General features: G+C 56.4%; 17 protein-coding genes. 10 read left to right on the plus strand and 7 right to left on the minus strand.

Going from position 1 to position 17,836, the window contains the following annotated elements; all coding sequences use genetic code 11:
• Positions 1–28: 28 nt before the first annotated feature.
• From tssF to J9880_RS22540, 9 genes are all read left to right on the plus strand, one after another.
• Positions 29–1,792: a type VI secretion system baseplate subunit TssF gene (gene tssF, locus J9880_RS22500; protein WP_232770849.1), complete on the plus strand. Its 1,764-nt coding sequence runs from the start codon at positions 29–31 to the stop codon at positions 1,790–1,792.
• Complete coding sequence (tssG, locus tag J9880_RS22505) at positions 1,756–2,841, plus strand: type VI secretion system baseplate subunit TssG (RefSeq protein WP_232770850.1); 1,086 nt, start codon at positions 1,756–1,758, stop codon at positions 2,839–2,841. The genes tssF and tssG overlap by 37 nt, the downstream gene beginning before the upstream one ends.
• Positions 2,813–3,352, plus strand: coding sequence for a type VI secretion system lipoprotein TssJ (gene tssJ / locus J9880_RS22510; protein WP_232770852.1), 540 nt, complete (start codon positions 2,813–2,815; stop codon positions 3,350–3,352). Before tssG ends, tssJ begins: the two co-directional genes overlap by 29 nt.
• The gene (gene tssE / locus J9880_RS22515) at positions 3,352–3,789 is read left to right on the plus strand and encodes a type VI secretion system baseplate subunit TssE (RefSeq protein ID WP_119824233.1); all 438 of its coding nucleotides are present in this window, start codon (positions 3,352–3,354) and stop codon (positions 3,787–3,789) included. Before tssJ ends, tssE begins: the two co-directional genes overlap by 1 nt.
• An 11-nt stretch (positions 3,790–3,800) precedes the next feature.
• The gene (locus J9880_RS22520; RefSeq protein ID WP_232770853.1) at positions 3,801–5,189 is read left to right on the plus strand and encodes a VasL domain-containing protein; all 1,389 of its coding nucleotides are present in this window, start codon (positions 3,801–3,803) and stop codon (positions 5,187–5,189) included.
• A 65-nt stretch (positions 5,190–5,254) separates the two neighbouring features.
• Positions 5,255–5,725: a hypothetical protein gene (locus J9880_RS22525; protein WP_131693954.1), complete on the plus strand. Its 471-nt coding sequence runs from the start codon at positions 5,255–5,257 to the stop codon at positions 5,723–5,725.
• A 550-nt stretch (positions 5,726–6,275) separates the two neighbouring features.
• Positions 6,276–7,700 (plus strand): cytochrome ubiquinol oxidase subunit I, encoded by a 1,425-nt coding sequence (locus J9880_RS22530; RefSeq protein ID WP_095925805.1) that lies wholly within the window; start codon positions 6,276–6,278, stop codon positions 7,698–7,700.
• A 2-nt stretch (positions 7,701–7,702) separates the two neighbouring features.
• On the plus strand, positions 7,703–8,710 hold the full coding sequence (gene cydB, locus J9880_RS22535; protein ID WP_131693953.1) for a cytochrome d ubiquinol oxidase subunit II: 1,008 nt from the start codon (positions 7,703–7,705) through the stop codon (positions 8,708–8,710).
• Positions 8,711–8,721: 11 nt separating this feature from the next.
• On the plus strand, positions 8,722–8,886 hold the full coding sequence (locus J9880_RS22540; RefSeq protein ID WP_013577857.1) for a DUF2474 domain-containing protein: 165 nt from the start codon (positions 8,722–8,724) through the stop codon (positions 8,884–8,886).
• A 234-nt stretch (positions 8,887–9,120) separates the two neighbouring features.
• On the opposite strand, the gene J9880_RS22545 is transcribed toward J9880_RS22540, so the two are convergent.
• From J9880_RS22545 to J9880_RS22575, 7 genes are all read right to left on the minus strand, one after another.
• A complete protein-coding gene (locus tag J9880_RS22545) occupies positions 9,121–9,699 on the minus strand; it encodes a TetR/AcrR family transcriptional regulator (RefSeq protein ID WP_232770855.1) in 579 nt (192 codons plus the stop codon).
• A 47-nt stretch (positions 9,700–9,746) separates the two neighbouring features.
• Positions 9,747–11,243, minus strand: a complete 1,497-nt coding sequence (locus tag J9880_RS22550) for an MFS transporter (protein ID WP_232770857.1) — start codon at positions 11,241–11,243, stop codon at positions 9,747–9,749.
• A 228-nt stretch (positions 11,244–11,471) separates the two neighbouring features.
• Entirely contained in the window at positions 11,472–12,920 is a 1,449-nt protein-coding gene (locus tag J9880_RS22555; RefSeq protein WP_408637252.1) for an ABC transporter substrate-binding protein, read from the minus strand.
• A 46-nt stretch (positions 12,921–12,966) separates the two neighbouring features.
• Positions 12,967–14,019 carry an ABC transporter ATP-binding protein gene (locus tag J9880_RS22560; RefSeq protein WP_095925810.1) on the minus strand — a complete coding sequence of 351 codons (1,053 nt, stop codon included), beginning with the start codon at positions 14,017–14,019 and terminating at the stop codon, positions 12,967–12,969.
• Positions 14,003–14,998, minus strand: a complete 996-nt coding sequence (locus J9880_RS22565; RefSeq protein ID WP_095925811.1) for an ABC transporter ATP-binding protein — start codon at positions 14,996–14,998, stop codon at positions 14,003–14,005. Before J9880_RS22565 ends, J9880_RS22560 begins: the two co-directional genes overlap by 17 nt.
• The gene (locus J9880_RS22570) at positions 14,995–15,855 is read right to left on the minus strand and encodes an ABC transporter permease (protein ID WP_408637246.1); all 861 of its coding nucleotides are present in this window, start codon (positions 15,853–15,855) and stop codon (positions 14,995–14,997) included. Before J9880_RS22570 ends, J9880_RS22565 begins: the two co-directional genes overlap by 4 nt.
• Complete coding sequence (locus tag J9880_RS22575; protein ID WP_095925813.1) at positions 15,852–16,790, minus strand: ABC transporter permease; 939 nt, start codon at positions 16,788–16,790, stop codon at positions 15,852–15,854. The genes J9880_RS22570 and J9880_RS22575 overlap by 4 nt, the downstream gene beginning before the upstream one ends.
• 226 nt (positions 16,791–17,016) lie before the next feature.
• Here J9880_RS22575 and J9880_RS22580 point away from each other — a divergent pair, with 226 nt between their 5' ends.
• Complete coding sequence (locus J9880_RS22580) at positions 17,017–17,772, plus strand: LuxR family transcriptional regulator (protein ID WP_095925814.1); 756 nt, start codon at positions 17,017–17,019, stop codon at positions 17,770–17,772.
• Positions 17,773–17,836: the final 64 nt, after the last annotated feature.

A 17,836-nucleotide genomic window follows, 5' to 3' on the forward strand; every position in this document is an offset into this window, starting at 1 on the left:
TTTTATTTCCTGACCTGATAAGACAAACATGGACGACTTAACCCTGCGTTACTTCGACGCTGAAATGCGTTATCTGCGCGAGGCGGGCGAAGAATTTGCCCGCGCGCATCCCGATCGTGCTGCCGGATTGAATCTGGATAAGGCCGGCGCCCGTGACCCTTATGTGGAACGCCTGTTCGAAGGCTTCGCCTTCCTGATGGGCCGTCTGCGTGAAAAACTTGATGATGATTTGCCGGAGCTGACCGAAGGGTTGGTCAGCCTGCTGTGGCCACACTACCTGCGTACTATCCCTTCCCTCTCCATTGTGGAATTCACGCCGGAATGGCGGGGAATGAAAGAATGCATGGCAGTGAGAAAGGGGTTTGAAGTGCTCTCCCGCCCGATGGGAGAACGGGCGACGCGTTGCCGTTATACCACCACGCAGGACATCGCGTTGCTGCCGCTCTCGCTGAACCGCGCCGGGCTGGATACCGAACCGGATGGCCGCTCGGTGATCCGTCTGCGCTTTGACTGCGGCGGACTGGCCGACTGGAGCAAAATCAATCTGAGCCATTTGCCGATCTATTTTGATGCCGACGCACCGCTGGCCTGCGCCCTGCATGAAGCCCTGACGCTGAATACCGCCAGACTTTGGGTGCGTTTACCCGGTCAGGCCGATCGTCAGCCGCTGGACGCGTATATCGCCCCGCAAGGTTTTAGTGAACAGGATCAACTGTGGCCAAAAGGTGAAAGTGCCTTCAGCGGCTATCAGCTGTTGCTGGAATACTTCACCTTCCGCGAAAAGTTTATGTTCGTTGCCCTGAAGGGGCTGGAAACGCTGGAACTTCCGGCGGAGCTGGCCTGGTTCGAGATTGATGTGGTGCTGGAAAAACGCTGGGAACATGATTTTTCATTCTCAGAAAAACATCTGCGCCTGCACTGTGTGCCGGTCATCAACCTGTTTTCGCTGGAATCCGACCCGCTGACTCTGTCGTCGCTACAGACCGAATACCTGCTACGGCCTATGCGAGTTCAGGATGGTTATACCGAGATCTACTCCGTAGACTCCGTGATCTCCTCCAAACACTCCGGGCATCAGGTGTACGTACCCTTCACCAGTTTCCGTCACAAAGGCGGGATGCTGCGCCACGATGCGCCGGAATATTACTACCACACGCGCGTCAAACGCGGCCCTTCCGGTCTGCACGATACGTGGCTGGTGCTTGGTGGCGAAGCGTTTGATAACCACACGGTGCCGGAGAACGAAAACCTGTCTCTCAGCCTGACCGGTACCAACGGACAACTGCCGCGTAAAGCCCTGCAAAGCACGGTGCTGGACACTGTCGTGAAATCCACTGGGGCCAATGTGCGGGTGCGCAATCTGTCCGTGCCGTCAATGCCGTGTTATCCGCCGAACCGCGACCGCTTTCACTGGCGGGTACTCAGCCATCTGGGCAGCAGTTTTCTGTGGATGATGGATAACGCCGAAGTGCTGCGCGGAACGCTGGCGCTGTACGACTGGACCGAAAGCGAGATGAACCGCCGCCGTCTTGAAGCCATCGCCGATGTCAGACACAGTGAGATTGAACGTTTTGAACGCGGCTACCTGCTGCGTGGGGTGCATATTGAAATCACCCTCGACAGCAACGGCTTTGCCGGTACCGGTGACATCTGTCTGTTCGGCGAAATGCTCAGCCGCTTCTTTGCACTGTATACCGACATTCATTTGTTTAACCGTCTGACCCTGATATTGCAACCGACCGGAGAACGCCTGGAATGGGAAGAGAACCACAAGCCCCGCATATCCGGCTGAAGGCCAGGCTTGCAAAGGACATCGGAAAGATAAACTTCTTCCGGTTTTGCCAGTTACTCGATAAATCGGGCACCGTCGCGCTGGGCAGCACAGCCAGCCCGGCAGACGACGCGGTACGTTTCCGGCCACATCCGGGAATGGGATTCCCGGTCAGTGAGCTGAAAGCGCTGGAAACCGATGCACAACAGCCAGATGCGCCGCCTACGGTGCGTACCACCTTTATGGGGTTGTATGGCGTGGATTCCCCGCTGCCGACGTCGTATATCGACGACATCACCCAGCAGCGCGAAGGACATGAGGCGCTGGAAGGTTTCCTCGACATCTTCAACCATCGCGTCATGACCCAGTTTTACCGCATCTGGCGTAAATACTCCTATCCCGCCACCTTTGAGGCAGGCGGCAAGGACAACACCTCGCAAAGCTTACTGGGTCTGATCGGGATGGGTATCCCGGGCGCGCAGCAACATTTTGCGACACCGACCTCGCGCTTTCTGGCATTGCTTGGCGTCATGCGCCAGCCGGGGAGAACGGCGGAAGGCGTACAGGCACTGGTACGTTTACTGGCGCCGCAGACTCAGGCAGAGGTGACCCCACACTGCCTGCGTACCGTGCGTATTGCTTCACCCATGGCGTTTGCCGATGAAGGCGCTGACTGGCTGGACGGCGACACCGTAATGGGCGACGAGGGAACGGATGCTAACAGTCAGTTGCTGATTTCCCTTTACACATCGGACAGCCCGGAGGCGGCGGAATGGCTGCCGGACGGGATGATACTCGCTGACTTTTTCGTGCTGTTGCGTGTCTATCTTGGCTGGCGATACAAAGCCTGCATTCAGCTGACCGTACCCACCCGGTTGCTCCCTGCGCCGGTGTTAGGGGAATCACCGATAAGGCTGGGGCTGACTGGCGTACTCGGGCTGGGTGATGAAGTCCCGTCTGACGATATCCCCGAATATTTTACCGTAGAACTGGGCCACTACCATGGAATGGCTCCTTACAGGCATCAGGAAGGAAAGCATCGTGTTATTAAATACTGCATGGAAAAATAAACTCTGGCTGTCGGCATTTGTCCTGTTATTAAACGGCTGCGGGCTGACACAGACGGTGACTGACGGCACCGTTTCAGCGACAAAATCCTTGTTCTTTAAGCAGATAAAGGTTCTGCATCTGGATTTCACCGCCCGTGAAGCCCTTAATACCGATGCTCACGAAGAGAACTCGGCTTCAGAGCCGGTATTAGTACGGGTTTATCAGCTGCGCGATGATAAGAACTTCCAGAAAACGGTGTATCAGCAACTCGCCGCTGAGGGTGACGATGCACTGAAAGATGATCTGCTGGCCAGCCGTAACGTGGTGGTCAAACCGGGCACGGCGGCATCGCTTGATATGCCGATGGAGAAAGACGCCAAATTTGTCGCCGTTGTGGGTCTGTTCCGCCACCCGGATATGGAAAAAGACCACTGGCGCTTGCTCCTCACCCGCGACGATTTGGATCCGGACAAAGCGCGGATCATTGAGCTGGGAAACAATAACCTGACCTTGCAGGCGGTGGAAAAGTAATGCCCTCGCATCGCTCGCCCTCACTCTACGAAATGCTGCTCGGCAATTTTGCCGGTGGCCTCGATCTGCACAACGTCAGCGAAGAGAATCAGGTGATCCTCTCCGTGCTCGACAACATGCAGCGCATTCTCAACTGTCGTGCTGGCACGCTCAGCCATCTGCCGGATTACGGCCTGCCGGACATGAGCAAAATCCTGCAAGGGATGCCCGGCACGGCGCATTCCCTGCTGGATGTCTTGTCTGAGGCCTTGCTGAAATACGAGCCACGCATCCAAAAACTGCACGTTATTTTATTGCCCCAGTCCAGCCCCGGACATCTTGAATACGCCATTGACGCCGAACTGAAAGAGCTTGGCTTAGTGCGATTCGGTACCGAATTTATGCCGGAAGGCCGCGTACTGATGCGCCATATGAAACAGCAGAATTACGTCAGTTAAGGAAAACAACCATGTCAATTGAACGCCAGTTGCGCACCGGGGGTGACCCGCGTGCGCTGGCTGATTACGCCGTTTTACGCGAAGAACTGAGCAAATTAACCCATCCGGCGCGCCCGGATGTTAACTGGCAAAAAGTGGAACAGCTGTGTCTGAATCTGTTCCAGCAAAACGGTATCGAGCTGCAAACGGCATCGTGGTATACGCAGGCCCGGGCGCGCGTAGCGGGGATATCGGGTTTAAATGAAGGGCTGGCGATCCTCGAGGCATTGATTTCACGGCAGTGGCCGGGACTGTGGCCGCAGCCGGTGCATGCGCGGATGGAAATACTCTCCGGCCTGAGCCAGCGTCTGCAACAGACATTGCGCAGCATGACCCTGGATTATCACGATCTGTCGCAGATCTATCAGGCCGAAAAACTGATCAATGCGCTGTGCGAGGTCCTGCAGCGTCTGGAGCTGAAGCATGTCAGCCAACTGGAAGCACTGAGCAGTTTTATGCACGGTGCCGCCGTGAGGCTGGAAAATATGCACGCCACCAGCGATGCGCCGATCGTCCTGCCTGCGGCAGCGACTGAAAACGCGGAAAAAGAGTGGGCCGCGCAACCCCGCGAGCAATGGGTTTATGTCGCGCAGGCTGAACCTGCCGAACCACAGGTGACGATTGCGGCACCCGCGCCGGTGAAGCATCCGGTGCAATGGAAAGGGTTCATCGCCGGGATGGTGGTGACGGTGCTGTTGGGTAGCGGGATTTCGGCGGGCATCAGGGCGTTTTATCATCCGCCTTCCGGTGAGCAGCTGATGGCGACGCTGCCGGTGTTGCCCAAACCGCTCAACACACAGGCGCTGGAAACGCTGAAGAACCGGCAGGCTGAGATGCTGCACCGTGAGGCACCGGCGTATCTGGCCGCCATGCAGCAGCAAACGCGCCAGCTCGCCACCTTGTCGCCGCGCTGGGCGCAGGATACCGGGTCACATCTGGTCAGTCAGGCGCTGATGTTATGGCCTGATAATCCGGCAACCGCCGCGCTGGCGAAAAGCTGGACGCAGCAACTGAACGCCAATGCCGTGCCTTTGGAAAACCTCAGCGGCTGGCAACAGGCCAATACCCAGCTGCAGCAACTGGCGGATAAACTCAACGGGCTGGATGAGCAGCGCGGTAAATACATGACTGTCTCACAGCTGAAGTCTTCTGTGTTTGCCATCCAGCAGGCGCTGAACAGCGCGCCGCCGGTGGAAGAATCCTTGCGAAAACTTGCCGAACTACAGCAACAGAAAACCGCGATTCCGCCACAACTGACGCTGCAACTTGATAATCAGTTTACGCAGTTGCTGAACCGCTACGCGTTGCTTACTCAAACCTTACCGGCGACCGCCGGTAAAAACGGTCAGGCAGATAACTGACCAATGAATATGGCGACGTGATCAGAAAAGGTGATGACGTAAGCCATCTTAAATACAGAGGAAGTATGTCAGCAAAAGAACGGTTCCTGAAAAAACTACAGGACAGCCAGCCCCGCACTGGCTCATATGAAAATAAAGGTCAGGCGGATATCGCCGGGTTCCGGCAGCGGATCGCGCTGTTGCAGGAAAACATGGAAGAATGGCTGGAAGGCACCGGTATCGGGGTCGAAAGCACTACCGTCTCGCTGATTGAATGCCTGATCGGCGGGAAATCGTTCAGTGTTCCCGGTATCCGGCTGACCTATGAAGACAGCCAGGTGACCTTCACTCCGGTGTTTTTATACGGGCAAGGCGTCACGGGCTGTGTGGAAACCAGCCTTTGCACGCAGGGCCGGGTCACTGTTCTGTGCCGGTTATTTATGCGCGCGGGGGAGAACAGAGACTGGACATGGCGTCCCGCGAATCCTTTCACGGCGCAAGAGCGGGCGTTTGGCGAAGAGCTCTTTTTTGAACTGATTGAAGGATTATTACCCTGACGCCTTCGGGCGTCTTTTTTTTGTCATTCATCCGGATAACGTGCAGCACAAATGTAAAATAATGTTACGGGAATTACCTTCTGGCTGCATTTTCGGCCAAAATCGATGACATAAATTTACATTGCATTAAAAATCAGAATGCGCTGATGCCCGGCACGATTTAACTTTCTTGTTACCAATTTTGCACACAACAAGTCATTACCGGATGCAGGGAAATTACATTTGAAAAACATCAAAACTTTTTGATCCAGATCAATGCAACAACATGACCTCTCATTTTTTGTGGTTAACGCCCTGCGTCTCCTTTTTCCCCGAATTTAGTTTTCCCGCCCCTGCGTGTTACCCGCACAGAAAGTGTTTCAACGACTAATTTCCCCACGGAACCGTCCCTGTTAATGCCTTCATACGATGTGGTTAAATCGGATCCTCGCGAAACCCCAGCTGTACCACCCTTTCATTCAAGACTTCACCTGCGAATGTCAGACATCGCCGGTTCCCGTACCGGTATTGCTGTTTGGAAGGGTCACCTGACACACAAAAAGAGGTTGTTATGTTTGGTCTTGATGCGCTAGAACTGGCCCGGATCCAGTTTGCCTTCACCGTCTCTTTTCATATCATTTTTCCCGCTATCACTATCGGGCTTGCCAGTTTTCTGGCTGTTCTGGAAGGCATGTGGCTGAAAACGAAGAAAGAGGCTTACCGCGACCTGTATCATTTCTGGTCGAAAATCTTTGCCGTGAACTTCGGTATGGGCGTGGTCTCCGGTCTGGTGATGGCATACCAGTTCGGCACCAACTGGAGCATGTTCTCCTCCTTTGCCGGCAGCATTACCGGCCCGCTGCTGACGTATGAAGTGTTAACCGCGTTCTTCCTGGAAGCCGGTTTCCTCGGCGTGATGCTGTTCGGCTGGAACCGCGTCGGACCGGGCCTGCACTTCTTCTCTACCTGCATGGTGGCCCTCGGCACGCTGATGTCGACGTTCTGGATCCTCGCCTCAAACAGCTGGATGCAGACCCCGCAGGGCTACGAGATTGTTAACAATCTGGTGGTGCCGGTCAGCTGGATGAAGATTATCTTCAACCCGTCCTTCCCGTTCCGCTTAATGCACATGACCACCGCCGCGTTCCTGGCCTCTGCTTTCTTCGTCGGTTCTGCTGCGGCATGGCATTTACTGCGCGGTCGCGATACGCCTGCCATCCGTACGATGTTGTCGATGGCCATGTGGATGGCACTGATCGTGTCTCCGATTCAGGCATTCCTTGGCGATGCCCATGGTCTGAATACCCTTAAATATCAGCCGGCTAAAATCGCGGCCATCGAAGGCCACTGGGAAAATAAAGACAACAAACCGTCCCCGCTGGTACTGATCGGCTATCCCGATATGAACCGTGAAGAAACCCGTTACGCGATTGAAATCCCGTATCTGGGCAGCCTGATCCTGACGCACAGCCTGACGCATCAGATCCCGGCGCTGAAATCCTTCCCGAAAGAAGACCGTCCGAACTCCTCCGTGATCTTCTACACCTTCCGCATCATGGCCGGTCTGGGCATGCTGATGATTTTGCTGGGTGTGCTGAGCCTGATCCTGCGTCGTGGCGGCAAAATGTATACCTCGAAAGCGTTCCTGCGCTTTGCTTTCCTGATGGGCCCTTCCGGTCTGCTGGCCCTGCTGGCGGGTTGGATCACCACTGAAATGGGGCGTCAGCCGTGGGTGGTGTATGGCCTGCTGCGCACCAAAGACGCGGTATCCAACCATAACGTGTTGCAGATGAGCGTCAGCCTGATCCTGTTCATCGTCATTTACTGTTCGGTGTTTGGTGTCGGTTACGGCTACATGATGCGCCTGATCCGCAAGGGTCCGCAGGCGCATGAAGGTGAAAGCGTTGACCACGGTGGTCCCGGCCAGCACCGCACGCCTGCGCGTCCGCTGTCTGCGATTTCAGAATCACTGACCGACGAAAATAAGGGAGCTTGATAATGGGTATCGACTTACCGCTGATCTGGTTTTTGATCATCATCTTCGGCGTGATGATGTATGTGGTGATGGACGGCTTCGACCTGGGTATCGGTCTGCTGTTCCCGCTGGTCAAAAAAGAGCACGACCGTGACGTGATGATGAACACCGTTGCACCGGTCTGGGACGGCAACGAAACCTGGCTGGTACTCGGCGGTGCGGCGCTGTATGGCGCATTCCCGCTGGCGTACTCGGTGATCCTGGATGCACTGACTATTCCGCTGACCCTGATGTTATTCGGTCTGATCTTCCGCGGTGTGGCGTTTGAGTTCCGCTTCAAAGCCAGCCCGGCCAAACGCCACGTGTGGGATAAATCCTTCATCTGGGGTTCGGTTATCGCCACCTTCTGTCAGGGCGTGGTGCTGGGCGCAGTGATCAACGGCATTCCTGTTGTGAACCGCACGTACGCCGGTGGCGCACTGGACTGGCTGACGCCGTTCACCCTGTTCTGTGGCTTTGCGCTGGTAGTGGCTTACGCCCTGCTCGGCTGCACCTGGCTTATCATGAAAACCGAAGGCGAATTGCAGGAAGCGATGCACAAAATCGCCAAACCGCTGCTGGTGGTATTCCTGCTGGTGACGCTGGCCGTCAGCCTGTGGACGCCGCTGACCCACAGCGACATCGCCACCCGCTGGTTCTCGCGCCCTAACCTTTACTGGTTCCTGCCGGTGCCGGTGCTGGTGGTGCTGGTCTCGGCGTGGATGTACCGCGCCATCAGTAAAAACGCGCATCACGCGCCGTTCCTGCTGACACTGGCGCTGGTGTTCCTGGGCTATACCGGTCTGGGGATCAGCATCTGGCCGAACATCATTCCGCCGTCCATCTCCATCTGGGAAGCGGCTTCACCGCCGCAAAGCCAGGGCTTCATTCTGGTCGGCGCCCTGTTCATTATCCCGATCATTCTGGTGTATACCTTCTGGAGCTACTACGTGTTCCGCGGGAAAGTCACACCGGATCAGGGTTATCACTGAGGAATCTCGCTATGAATCTCATCAGAAAAATGGATGACAGCAACATCACTAAAGCCCCGTTCTTAAAGCGTGTCGGCTGGATGGCCGTCATCTGGGGCGGCAGCGTGCTGGCGTTATTTGTTGTGGCATCGGTGTTTCATCTGCTGATGTTTGCGGCGGGAATGAGAAGTCATTAAGTGAAAACGATTGGGGAGGAGTTTTGCTGGTGCAAGCAATGTATAAGCAAGCTTCAACCCCCTGAAATTGCTGTAATACCCCACCCCAACCCTCCCCTTCGCAGGGGAGGGAGCCGGGCGCTGTCTTCCTCAGCATCGGGAGATTAAGGGTCGGTTTGCCTTGCTCCTCCCCCTGCGAAGGGGGAGGCAGGGAGGGGGGTTTAGCAGACAACTCTGCTATATCCTCTCTCTTTTTTATTTCTCCAGCACCCGCCCGATAAAATCGAGAATATCGTCCATGGCTTCCTGACGGGTTTCGGCAGAGGGCATGACGATCAGCTGATCGGAATAGCCATTCATGATGGCAGATAACTGCCGCGTCACCCGTGCCGCATCCGCCGGTCTGAACACGCCCGCTTCAATCCCCGCACTGATAATCTCCGCCAGCAGTGCCAGCCACTTGTGCACCATCAGTTGCGCCAGTCCGGCGTAAGCCTCGTTATGCGCCGCCAGTTGCCACAGTGAGCCGTAAAGCTGCCAGATATCGCCCTGCGTGTCCGGCAAATAATTGCGTACCAGCGTGTGCAGTTTTTCCTGCGGCTGAAGCGGCGCAATTTCAGCGGTGAATTCGGTCAGCTCAGCCAGCATCACCTCCTTCAGCGCCTCGATACATAAGGTCTGCCAGTCGCGAAAGTAATGATAAATATGGCTGCGGGAAATGCCGACGCGCTCCGTCAGCTCGCGTGTCGTCACTTTTTCAATCCCTTTTTCGATAAAGAGACTGATGGCACCGTCAAGAATTTTAGCCCTTAACGCCTCCTGATTTTCTTTCATAATCAATCCTGTGCTGGCATCGAGCAACCGCTCCTGGCCGCATTTTATCAGGAAGGCAGACGTGCGCCCAACGACTTACGCAAGACGATTTTCACCACAATCACCGTCGCTATGACCAGCGCGGCCGCCGACACCAGCACCGCCATAAACGCCTGATCGAACGCCGCGCGGGCGAGATCCGTGACAATTGTCGCGTGTTCCGGCCTGAGATGGCTGGCGATCGTCAGCGCTTCGTCGAGACTGTCATAGGCCGCGTCGCCGGTCACCAGCGCGGCGGGCAGTTCCAGGGTGCGGCTGTACACCGCCGTCATCAGACCGCCCAGCAAGGTGACGCCAAGCACGCCACCCATTTCCCACGACACATCTTCTATCGCCGCCACCATGCCGGCTTTGTCTTCCGGCGCGTTAAGCATGATCGAGGTTGAAGCCGCGGTCACGGCCCCTCCCAGCCCGAAACCTAAGATAAACAGGCTGATCAGTTGCAGCGTCACGCCAGCGTCAAACACCAGCGCATGCATCACAATCCCCAGTGCCGATAGCGCAAAGCCGCCCAGCATCATTTTGCGCACGCCGACACGCGGGATCAGCATACCCGCCAGCGGCGAGGCCAGTGCAGACGCCACCGGGATCGGCAGGATAAACATCGCCGCCATAAACGGCGACAGGCCAAGCACCAGTTGTAACCGCTGGCTGAGCACCAGTTCGATGCCAATCAGCGCAATCATTGAGGTGATAGCGACACCGACACCGCAGGCAAACGCCCGGTTACGGAACAGCGAGAAATCGATCATCGGCTGCAATGCGCGCTGTTGTCTTCTGGCGAATAAGCTGAGGAAAATCACGCCCGCCGTCGCCGCAGACACGATGACCAGCCATGAGGAATTGATATGGCTCAGTTCTTTCAGCGCGTAAATCACGCCGACCAGCCCCGCCATCACCAGCGCAGAACCGATAAAGTCACACGGGCGCTGTTTGTTGCCTTTACCACGCGGGATCAGCGCCAGCGCGAACGGGAAAACCGCCAGCACGATCGGCACATTGATCAGGAATACCGATCCCCACCAGAAATATTCCAGCAATACGCCGCCGATCACCGGCCCGAGTGCCGCCGCACCGGAAGCCACCGCCGACCAGATGCCGATCGCCAGCGCGCGTTCACGCTCATCGGTAAATACATGGCGCACAATCGCCAGCGTCGCAGGCATCATCATCGCTGCGCCAATCGCCAGAAACACGCGGGAGGCGATCAGCATCCCGGCGCTGGCAGAAAATGCCGCGCACAGAGACGCAAGGGCAAAAACCGGCAGCCCGCTCATAAACAGATTCTTATGCCCGAGCCGGTCGCTCAGCATTCCCGCGCCCGGTAACAGCCCGGCAACCACCAGCGGATAAGCGTTCACAATCCATAGTTTTTCCGATGCCGTGGCACCCAGCGCCTGTGTCAGGCGCGGTAACGCGGTGTATAGCACGGTCATATCGATGATGATCAGAAACAGCGTACTGGTGACGATGGCAAGTATCAGCCAGCGATTATTGACGAACATAAAAAAGTGCCTCAGATAGATTTTGAGCAGTTGCTCAAGCCCAGCAAGATACTTGAGCAACCGCTCAAACTCAAGCAGCATGTGCCTGACAGTTGATGAAGCGTTGAAGATACGGCGCGGGAAAAGGTCAGATTTACAGGCAAGAAAAAGCCCACTAGGAAGTGGGCAAAAAGGGGTAAAACAGACTTTTGTCTCAGCTTTCTTATTATCTCCCTGGTGCAGGATTTTTTATTCTTTCACAGTCTCTTCGAGCGTGAAGCGCCCCAGCGGATTCTGATGGAAATTTTTGATATTGGTGCGGGTGACGTTGCGGTACGGGCTGTAATAGAGATCAATCCAGTTCACATCCGCTTTTGCCATTTTCTGCAACTCGATGTACATCTGTTCACGTTTTTTCGGATCCATCTCCACCCGCGCCGCAGCGACCAGCGCCTTCACTTTCTCGTTGTGATAGCGCGTCATGTAGTTGTTGTTGGAATCATGCCCGAGCACAAAGGTGGTTTTCTGATCCGGATCGAGAATGTCATTTGTCCAGTACATCACCGAGATGTCGTAATCGCCCGCGACCAGCATGTCCCAGCTCTGGCTCGGATCCACTTTCTGTAAGTTGGAAGTGATCCCTGCTTTTGCCAGCTCTTGCTGTAAAAGTACGGCAATCTGTTCATCCACTTCATCGCCGGCGTTCACCAGATATTTCAGGGTCAGGTTTTTCACACCCGCCGCCGCCAGCAACTGTTTCGCTTTTTCCGGATCATACGGACGTTGCAGGTTATCTGCGTAATGATAGAGCGCGCCGTCAGGAATATACGAGTTGGCGATTTTGCCGTAACCGAAGGTCACGGTATCAATAATGGCTTTTTTATCGATGGCAAAATCCAGCGCCTGACGTACTTCTACTTTGGCCAGATCGCCGTGTGAATGGTTGATCAGCAGGTGATCTTCACGGGTTGATGTATCCAGCTCTACCGCCAGTTTCGGGTCTTTTTGCAGCGACGAAATGCGCGAGAACGGAATAGACAGCGCTGCGTCAATTTCGCCCGCCTGCACTTTGAGCATACGGGTATTGTCATCCGGCAGCGTCAGCCACTCGACGCCATCCAGTTTCACCTTTGCGGCATCCCAGTAATACGGGTTTTTCACCAGTTCAACTTTCTCACCGCGCGTCCACTCTTTTACACTGAACGCGCCGGAACCGACCGGGTGCTCGGCAAAATCGTCTGCGCCCTGTTTGGTCAATGCATGTTGTGAAATCACCGACGCATTGGGCAGCGCCAGCTGTGATAAAAAGGCCGCCGACGGCGTTTTCAGGGTGATGACCAGCGTATGCGCGTCGGTGGCTTTCAGCGTATCGATAATATTGTAGGAATCTTTCCACAGTGATCCGGCGTCATCACGGATTCGCGTCAGGCTGAACACCGCATCAGAGGCGGTCACCGGCGTGCCGTCGGAGAATTTCGCGTCACGCATGTTCAGCGTATACGTTTTACCGTCCGGCGAAATCGTCCAGCTTTCTGCCAGCCCCGGCAGCAGTTTGGTGCCGGTGTTATCGACACGCACCAGCGGATCGAACACGTTGGAAAATACCCAGTTATCCGCGTTTTGCGCGGACTTGATCGGGTCGAATGTCGTGCTGTCTTCCCGGCGACCAATGGTCAAAACACCGGCCGCCTGCGCCATTTCGCTGACCAGACTCAACGCCAGCAGCACCCCGGCGGCCACAACGTTAAAATGCTTTTGCTTCATGTAACATTCCTTCAGTCTTCGGATAGACACCTTCACTGCTGTGGCCGTCAAGCACACAGGCAAAGGCATGGTCGGCAATATGCCGGGTTTCAGGCGCCGCGCCGTGCCGGCACGCATCAATCGCAAAAGCACAGCGTGGATGGAAAGCGCAGCCCGCAGGCAGCGACACCGGACTCGGTGGCTCGCCCTGTAACGGATGTTCAGGCAAAGGGCGGTCAGGATCGATTTCAGGAATCGCCGCCACCAGTGCGGCGGTATACGGGTGGCGCGGCGCGTTAAATACCGTCTGCGTCGGCCCGCTTTCGACAATTTTACCGAGATACATCACCGCCACCCGGTCGCACAGGCGGCGGACAATCGCCAGATCGTGCGCGATAAACAGAATTGCCAGCCCCATGCTTTCGCGCAGATCCATCAGCAGATTGATGATTTGCGCCTGAATCGACACATCCAGCGCAGCGACGCATTCATCGGCGACAATCAGACGCGGTTCGATAGCCAGCGCGCGGGCAATTCCGGCGCGCTGACATTGTCCGCCGCTCAGCGCCTGCGGACGACGCGTGGCATGTTCGGGGCTGAGTCCGACCAGCGTCAGCAGCGTATTAATGCGCGCCGGAATATTCCCTTTCGCCACTTTGTGATGCACGCGCAGCACTTCGCCGATACTTTCGCCAATCGTCTGACGCGGATTCAGTGACGAAAATGGATCCTGAAAAATCATCGCCGTCTGTTGCCGTAAACGGGCGATATCCGGCTTCATTCCGCCGGTGATCAGCTGGCCGTTAAACCGCACGCGTCCGGCACTGGTGTTTTCCAGATGCAGCATCGCCCTGCCGAGCGTGCTTTTCCCGCTGCCCGATTCCCCTACCAGTCCCAGCGTTTCACCAGCATTGATATGGAGCGACACATTGTTGACCGCCTGTACGCTGCGTTTTTTCAGACCCAAACCGCCCGATACCGGAAAGGTGACACTCAGTTCTTCCACTTCCAGCAGCGGATACGGGCGTTTGCTCACATCAGAAAGTGGGTTCATTTTCCCTCCCGGACGTTACCGCGTTCAGACCCGGCAACGGATGATGGCAGGCGACCACATGGCTGCCGGATGGCATCGCGGGCTGTACCTCGCTGCACATTGATGTCGCCCTTTCGCAGCGCGGATGAAACCGGCAACCGGTCGGGAATCGCGCCGCGACCGGCGGCTGGCCAGGTAAGGTGATCAGCCGACCTGCGCCACCTTCACTGACCGGCTGGCAGTCGATCAGTCCGCGGGTATACGGGTGCAGCGACTGTGCCAGTACCGGCCGTTTTTCGCCGGTTTCACACATTCGCCCGCCGTACATCACCGCAATGCGGTCACAGGTTTGCGCTACCACACCGAGATCATGAGTAATGAGAATAATGGCGATACCGAGCCGGTCACGCAGGTCACGGAGCAGGCGCAAAATCTGCATTTGCACGGTGACGTCCAGCGCGGTGGTCGGTTCGTCCGCTATCAGCATTTTGGGTTCACAGGCCAGCGCCACGGCGATCATCGCCCGCTGGCGCATACCACCGGAAAACTCGTGCGGATAGTTATCCGCGCGGCGCAGCGGATCAGGAATGCCGACCTGACGCAGCAACTCCACCGCCTGGGCGCGGGCTTCGCGGCGGCTGGCACCGAAATGCAGCCGGCGGCTTTCGGCAATCTGCTGGCCGATGGTCATTACCGGATTAAGATGACTGGCGGGATTCTGGAAAATCATGCCAATTTCCCGCCCGCGAATGGCCGTCATGCGTTTATCACTCAGGGTCAGCAAATCGGTGCCGTTTAGCCGGATTTCTCCCGCGCTGATCTTGAGCCTTTCATCCGGCAGCAGGCGCATCATGGCGCGGCAGCTGAGTGTTTTGCCGGAACCGCTTTCTCCGACCAGCCCGAGAATATCGCCCGCATTCAGCGTCAGCGACAGGTTATCGACCAGCGCCATGCCCTGCCGGTCTTCGATGGTTAAACCGGAAACTTGCATCAGTGTCATGGTCGCTCTCCCAGTTTGTCGCCCAGTCCGTCCGCCAGCAGGCTGAAACTCATCGCCAGTACAACGATCGCTAAACCGGGGAAGGTGGTGATCCACCACGCCGTGGTAATAAAGCCTTGCCCTTCGGCGACCATCACTCCCCATTCCGCCACCGGCGGCTGGACCCCCAGACCGAGATAACTCACCGACGCGCCGCTGAGCAACACCAGCACGCAGTCAGACATGGAAAACACCAGCGAACTGGTCAGCGCGTTGGGCAACAGGTGCAAAAGTAAAATGCGCGGATGGCTGTAACCGAGGCTGCGCGCAGCCAGAATGAAATCCCGGTGCTTAAGCGTCAGCACCTGCGAGCGCACCAGACGGGCATAGGACACCCAGCCGACCATCGCCATGGCGATATAAAAGCTGCCGAGTCCCGGCCCGAGAATCGCAATAATCGACAGCATCAGCACCAGAAAAGGAAACGCCAGAACCACGTCGATCACCCGCATGAGAAAGGTGTCCACCGCGCCGCCAAGATAGCCGGAAAACGCGCCAATCAGCGTGCCGAAGGTAAACGGGAAAATGACGCCAATCAGACAGATTTGCAGATCAATCCGTGCGCCCCACATCACGCGGGAAAGAATGTCACGACCAAAATTATCGGTACCAAACGGATGGGCAAAAGTCGGAGGTGACAATGTCACCGAAGCATCCTGCGCGACCGGGTCAAACGGCGCGATCCACGGGCTGAGCAACGCAATCAACACCCACACGCTCAGCATTATTATTCCCAGTCGCAGCGCCTGCTGACGCGGCAACCAGCGCAGGTGAAATTGACCCATCCGCTTCGTGGCGATCTTTTCAGTCATGCTCATAGTTTCACCCTCGGGTCCAGTGCCACGGTCAGTAAATCGGCAAGCAGATTCACCACAACGGTAGCCAGCGCAAACACCAGCACCACGCCCTGCACCACCATGTAATCGCGGCTGATGATGGCTTTCACCAGCAATTGCCCCATACCGGGGATAGCAAACACGCTTTCAATCACCACCGTGCTACCAATCAGCCAGCCAATATTCACCGCCAGCAGATTGACAGTCGGCACCAGCGAATTGGGCATCACGTGACGCCAAAAAATACGGTTTTCGTTCTGCCCCCTCGCACGGGCAGCGGTGACGTAATCATTCTGCAATTCCATAAGCAGGCTGGCGCGCAGGTTGCGGGTCAGCACCGCCGACAGCGCCAGTGCAACGGTCAGGCAGGGCAAAAACAGATGATGTATCCGCTCGCCAACATCGCTGCCATATCCAGATACCGGGAACCAGCCGAGGGACAGGCTGAACAGCAAAATCATCATGATCGCCAGCCAGAACGCGGGTAATCCGAGGCCGATAGTGGAAAGCAAACGGATCACCTGATCCGCCAGCCGTCCGCGATGACGCGCCGCACTGGCCGCCAGCGGCACGGTAAACAGCATCGCCAGCAGCACGCTGCCCAGCACCAGAAACAACGTCGGTTCGATGCGCGTCATAATCAGCTTCAGCGTATCGACGCGATAAATCAGCGACTTACCCATTTCACCGTGAAAGAGATTGCTTAAAAAATAGAGATATTGCTGCCAGACGGGCAGATCCAGACCGTACTGCACACGGATACGGGCGATGGCCTCCGGTGAACTGTGGACGCCGAGCAGGATCCGCGCCGGATCGCCGGGAATGGCGCGCACCATCACGAAAGTCAGAATGCTGATCCCCAGCAAAACCGGCAGCAGTTGCAGCGGTCGCCAGAGCAAAAATCGGTAACGGTGCATGACAATCCTCTTAATGGCCGTTTCTGGTGCAGAGTGAGAGTCTTTTCCCCTGTGGCTTTACGTTAGCCGCAGGCAGACCCCGCCGGTAGTTAGCAAAATTACTAGGTTTGTCCGCGGGCGATGTGGCACCACGATTGCATAACTTTTCTTTAACAAATGAGGTTGAGCACAATCGATGCCCGATCAGCCCTTCAGGACAGAAAAGACGTCATGCGGAGATAAATTCATGAAGCTCACGGTGCAGGAAAGTGCAGTGTCTTTGCGGGAAACCACCGTCAATGGTGCGTTTGATCAGCTTTTCGCCCAGACCTCGCGTCTGGGATTTGATGCCCTGATTTACGACTACACGCCGGTTCCGCGAACGCTGGAGGGAGAACTGATCACGCCGTCCCTGCTGCGCATGGGCAACGTGCCCGGCGACATGCAACGGTTATGGCTGGAGAATGGCTATTATCAGGTGGATCCGGTGCAGCATTACGCGGTGGAAAGCTGCGCGCCGTTTGTCTGGTCTTATCAGCGCCCTGACAACACCCCGCTGCAAAACCGGCTCAGTGAGCTGAATAAACCGGTCACCCATTACATGTGCGATAACAATATGCCGTGCGGCGCGACGGTTCCTTTGCATTTGCCGAACGGGGGATTTGTGACGGTCACCGGCATCCACACCGGTGCCGGGCATGAGCTGGATATTCATGACGTGCTGGCCGAACTGAGCCTGTTGGCGCTGACCTTTCAGGAGTGCGTTTACCCGCTGTTCGACAGCAGCGTTCTGACCTGCCAGCACGTGCGACTGAGCAAGCGCGAGCGCGAATGTCTGAGCTGGGCGGCGGAGGGATTAACCGCCAAAGAAATCGCCCGCAAGCTGAACCGCTCAATAGCCACGGTCACGCTGCATCTCAATACAGCGGTGCGTAAACTGGGCGCCAGCAACCGCGTGCAGGCAGTGGTTCGGGCAATGCATTACCGTTTACTCGACAGTTGATCCGCGCGATTTTCTATCTTTTTTACTAGCTGTTCAGCGCCGCCCTGATGTTTACCCTGTGATG

Origin of the sequence: Rahnella victoriana, from assembly GCF_021276285.1 — a bacterium.
Lineage (GTDB): Bacteria > Pseudomonadota > Gammaproteobacteria > Enterobacterales > Enterobacteriaceae > Rahnella > Rahnella victoriana.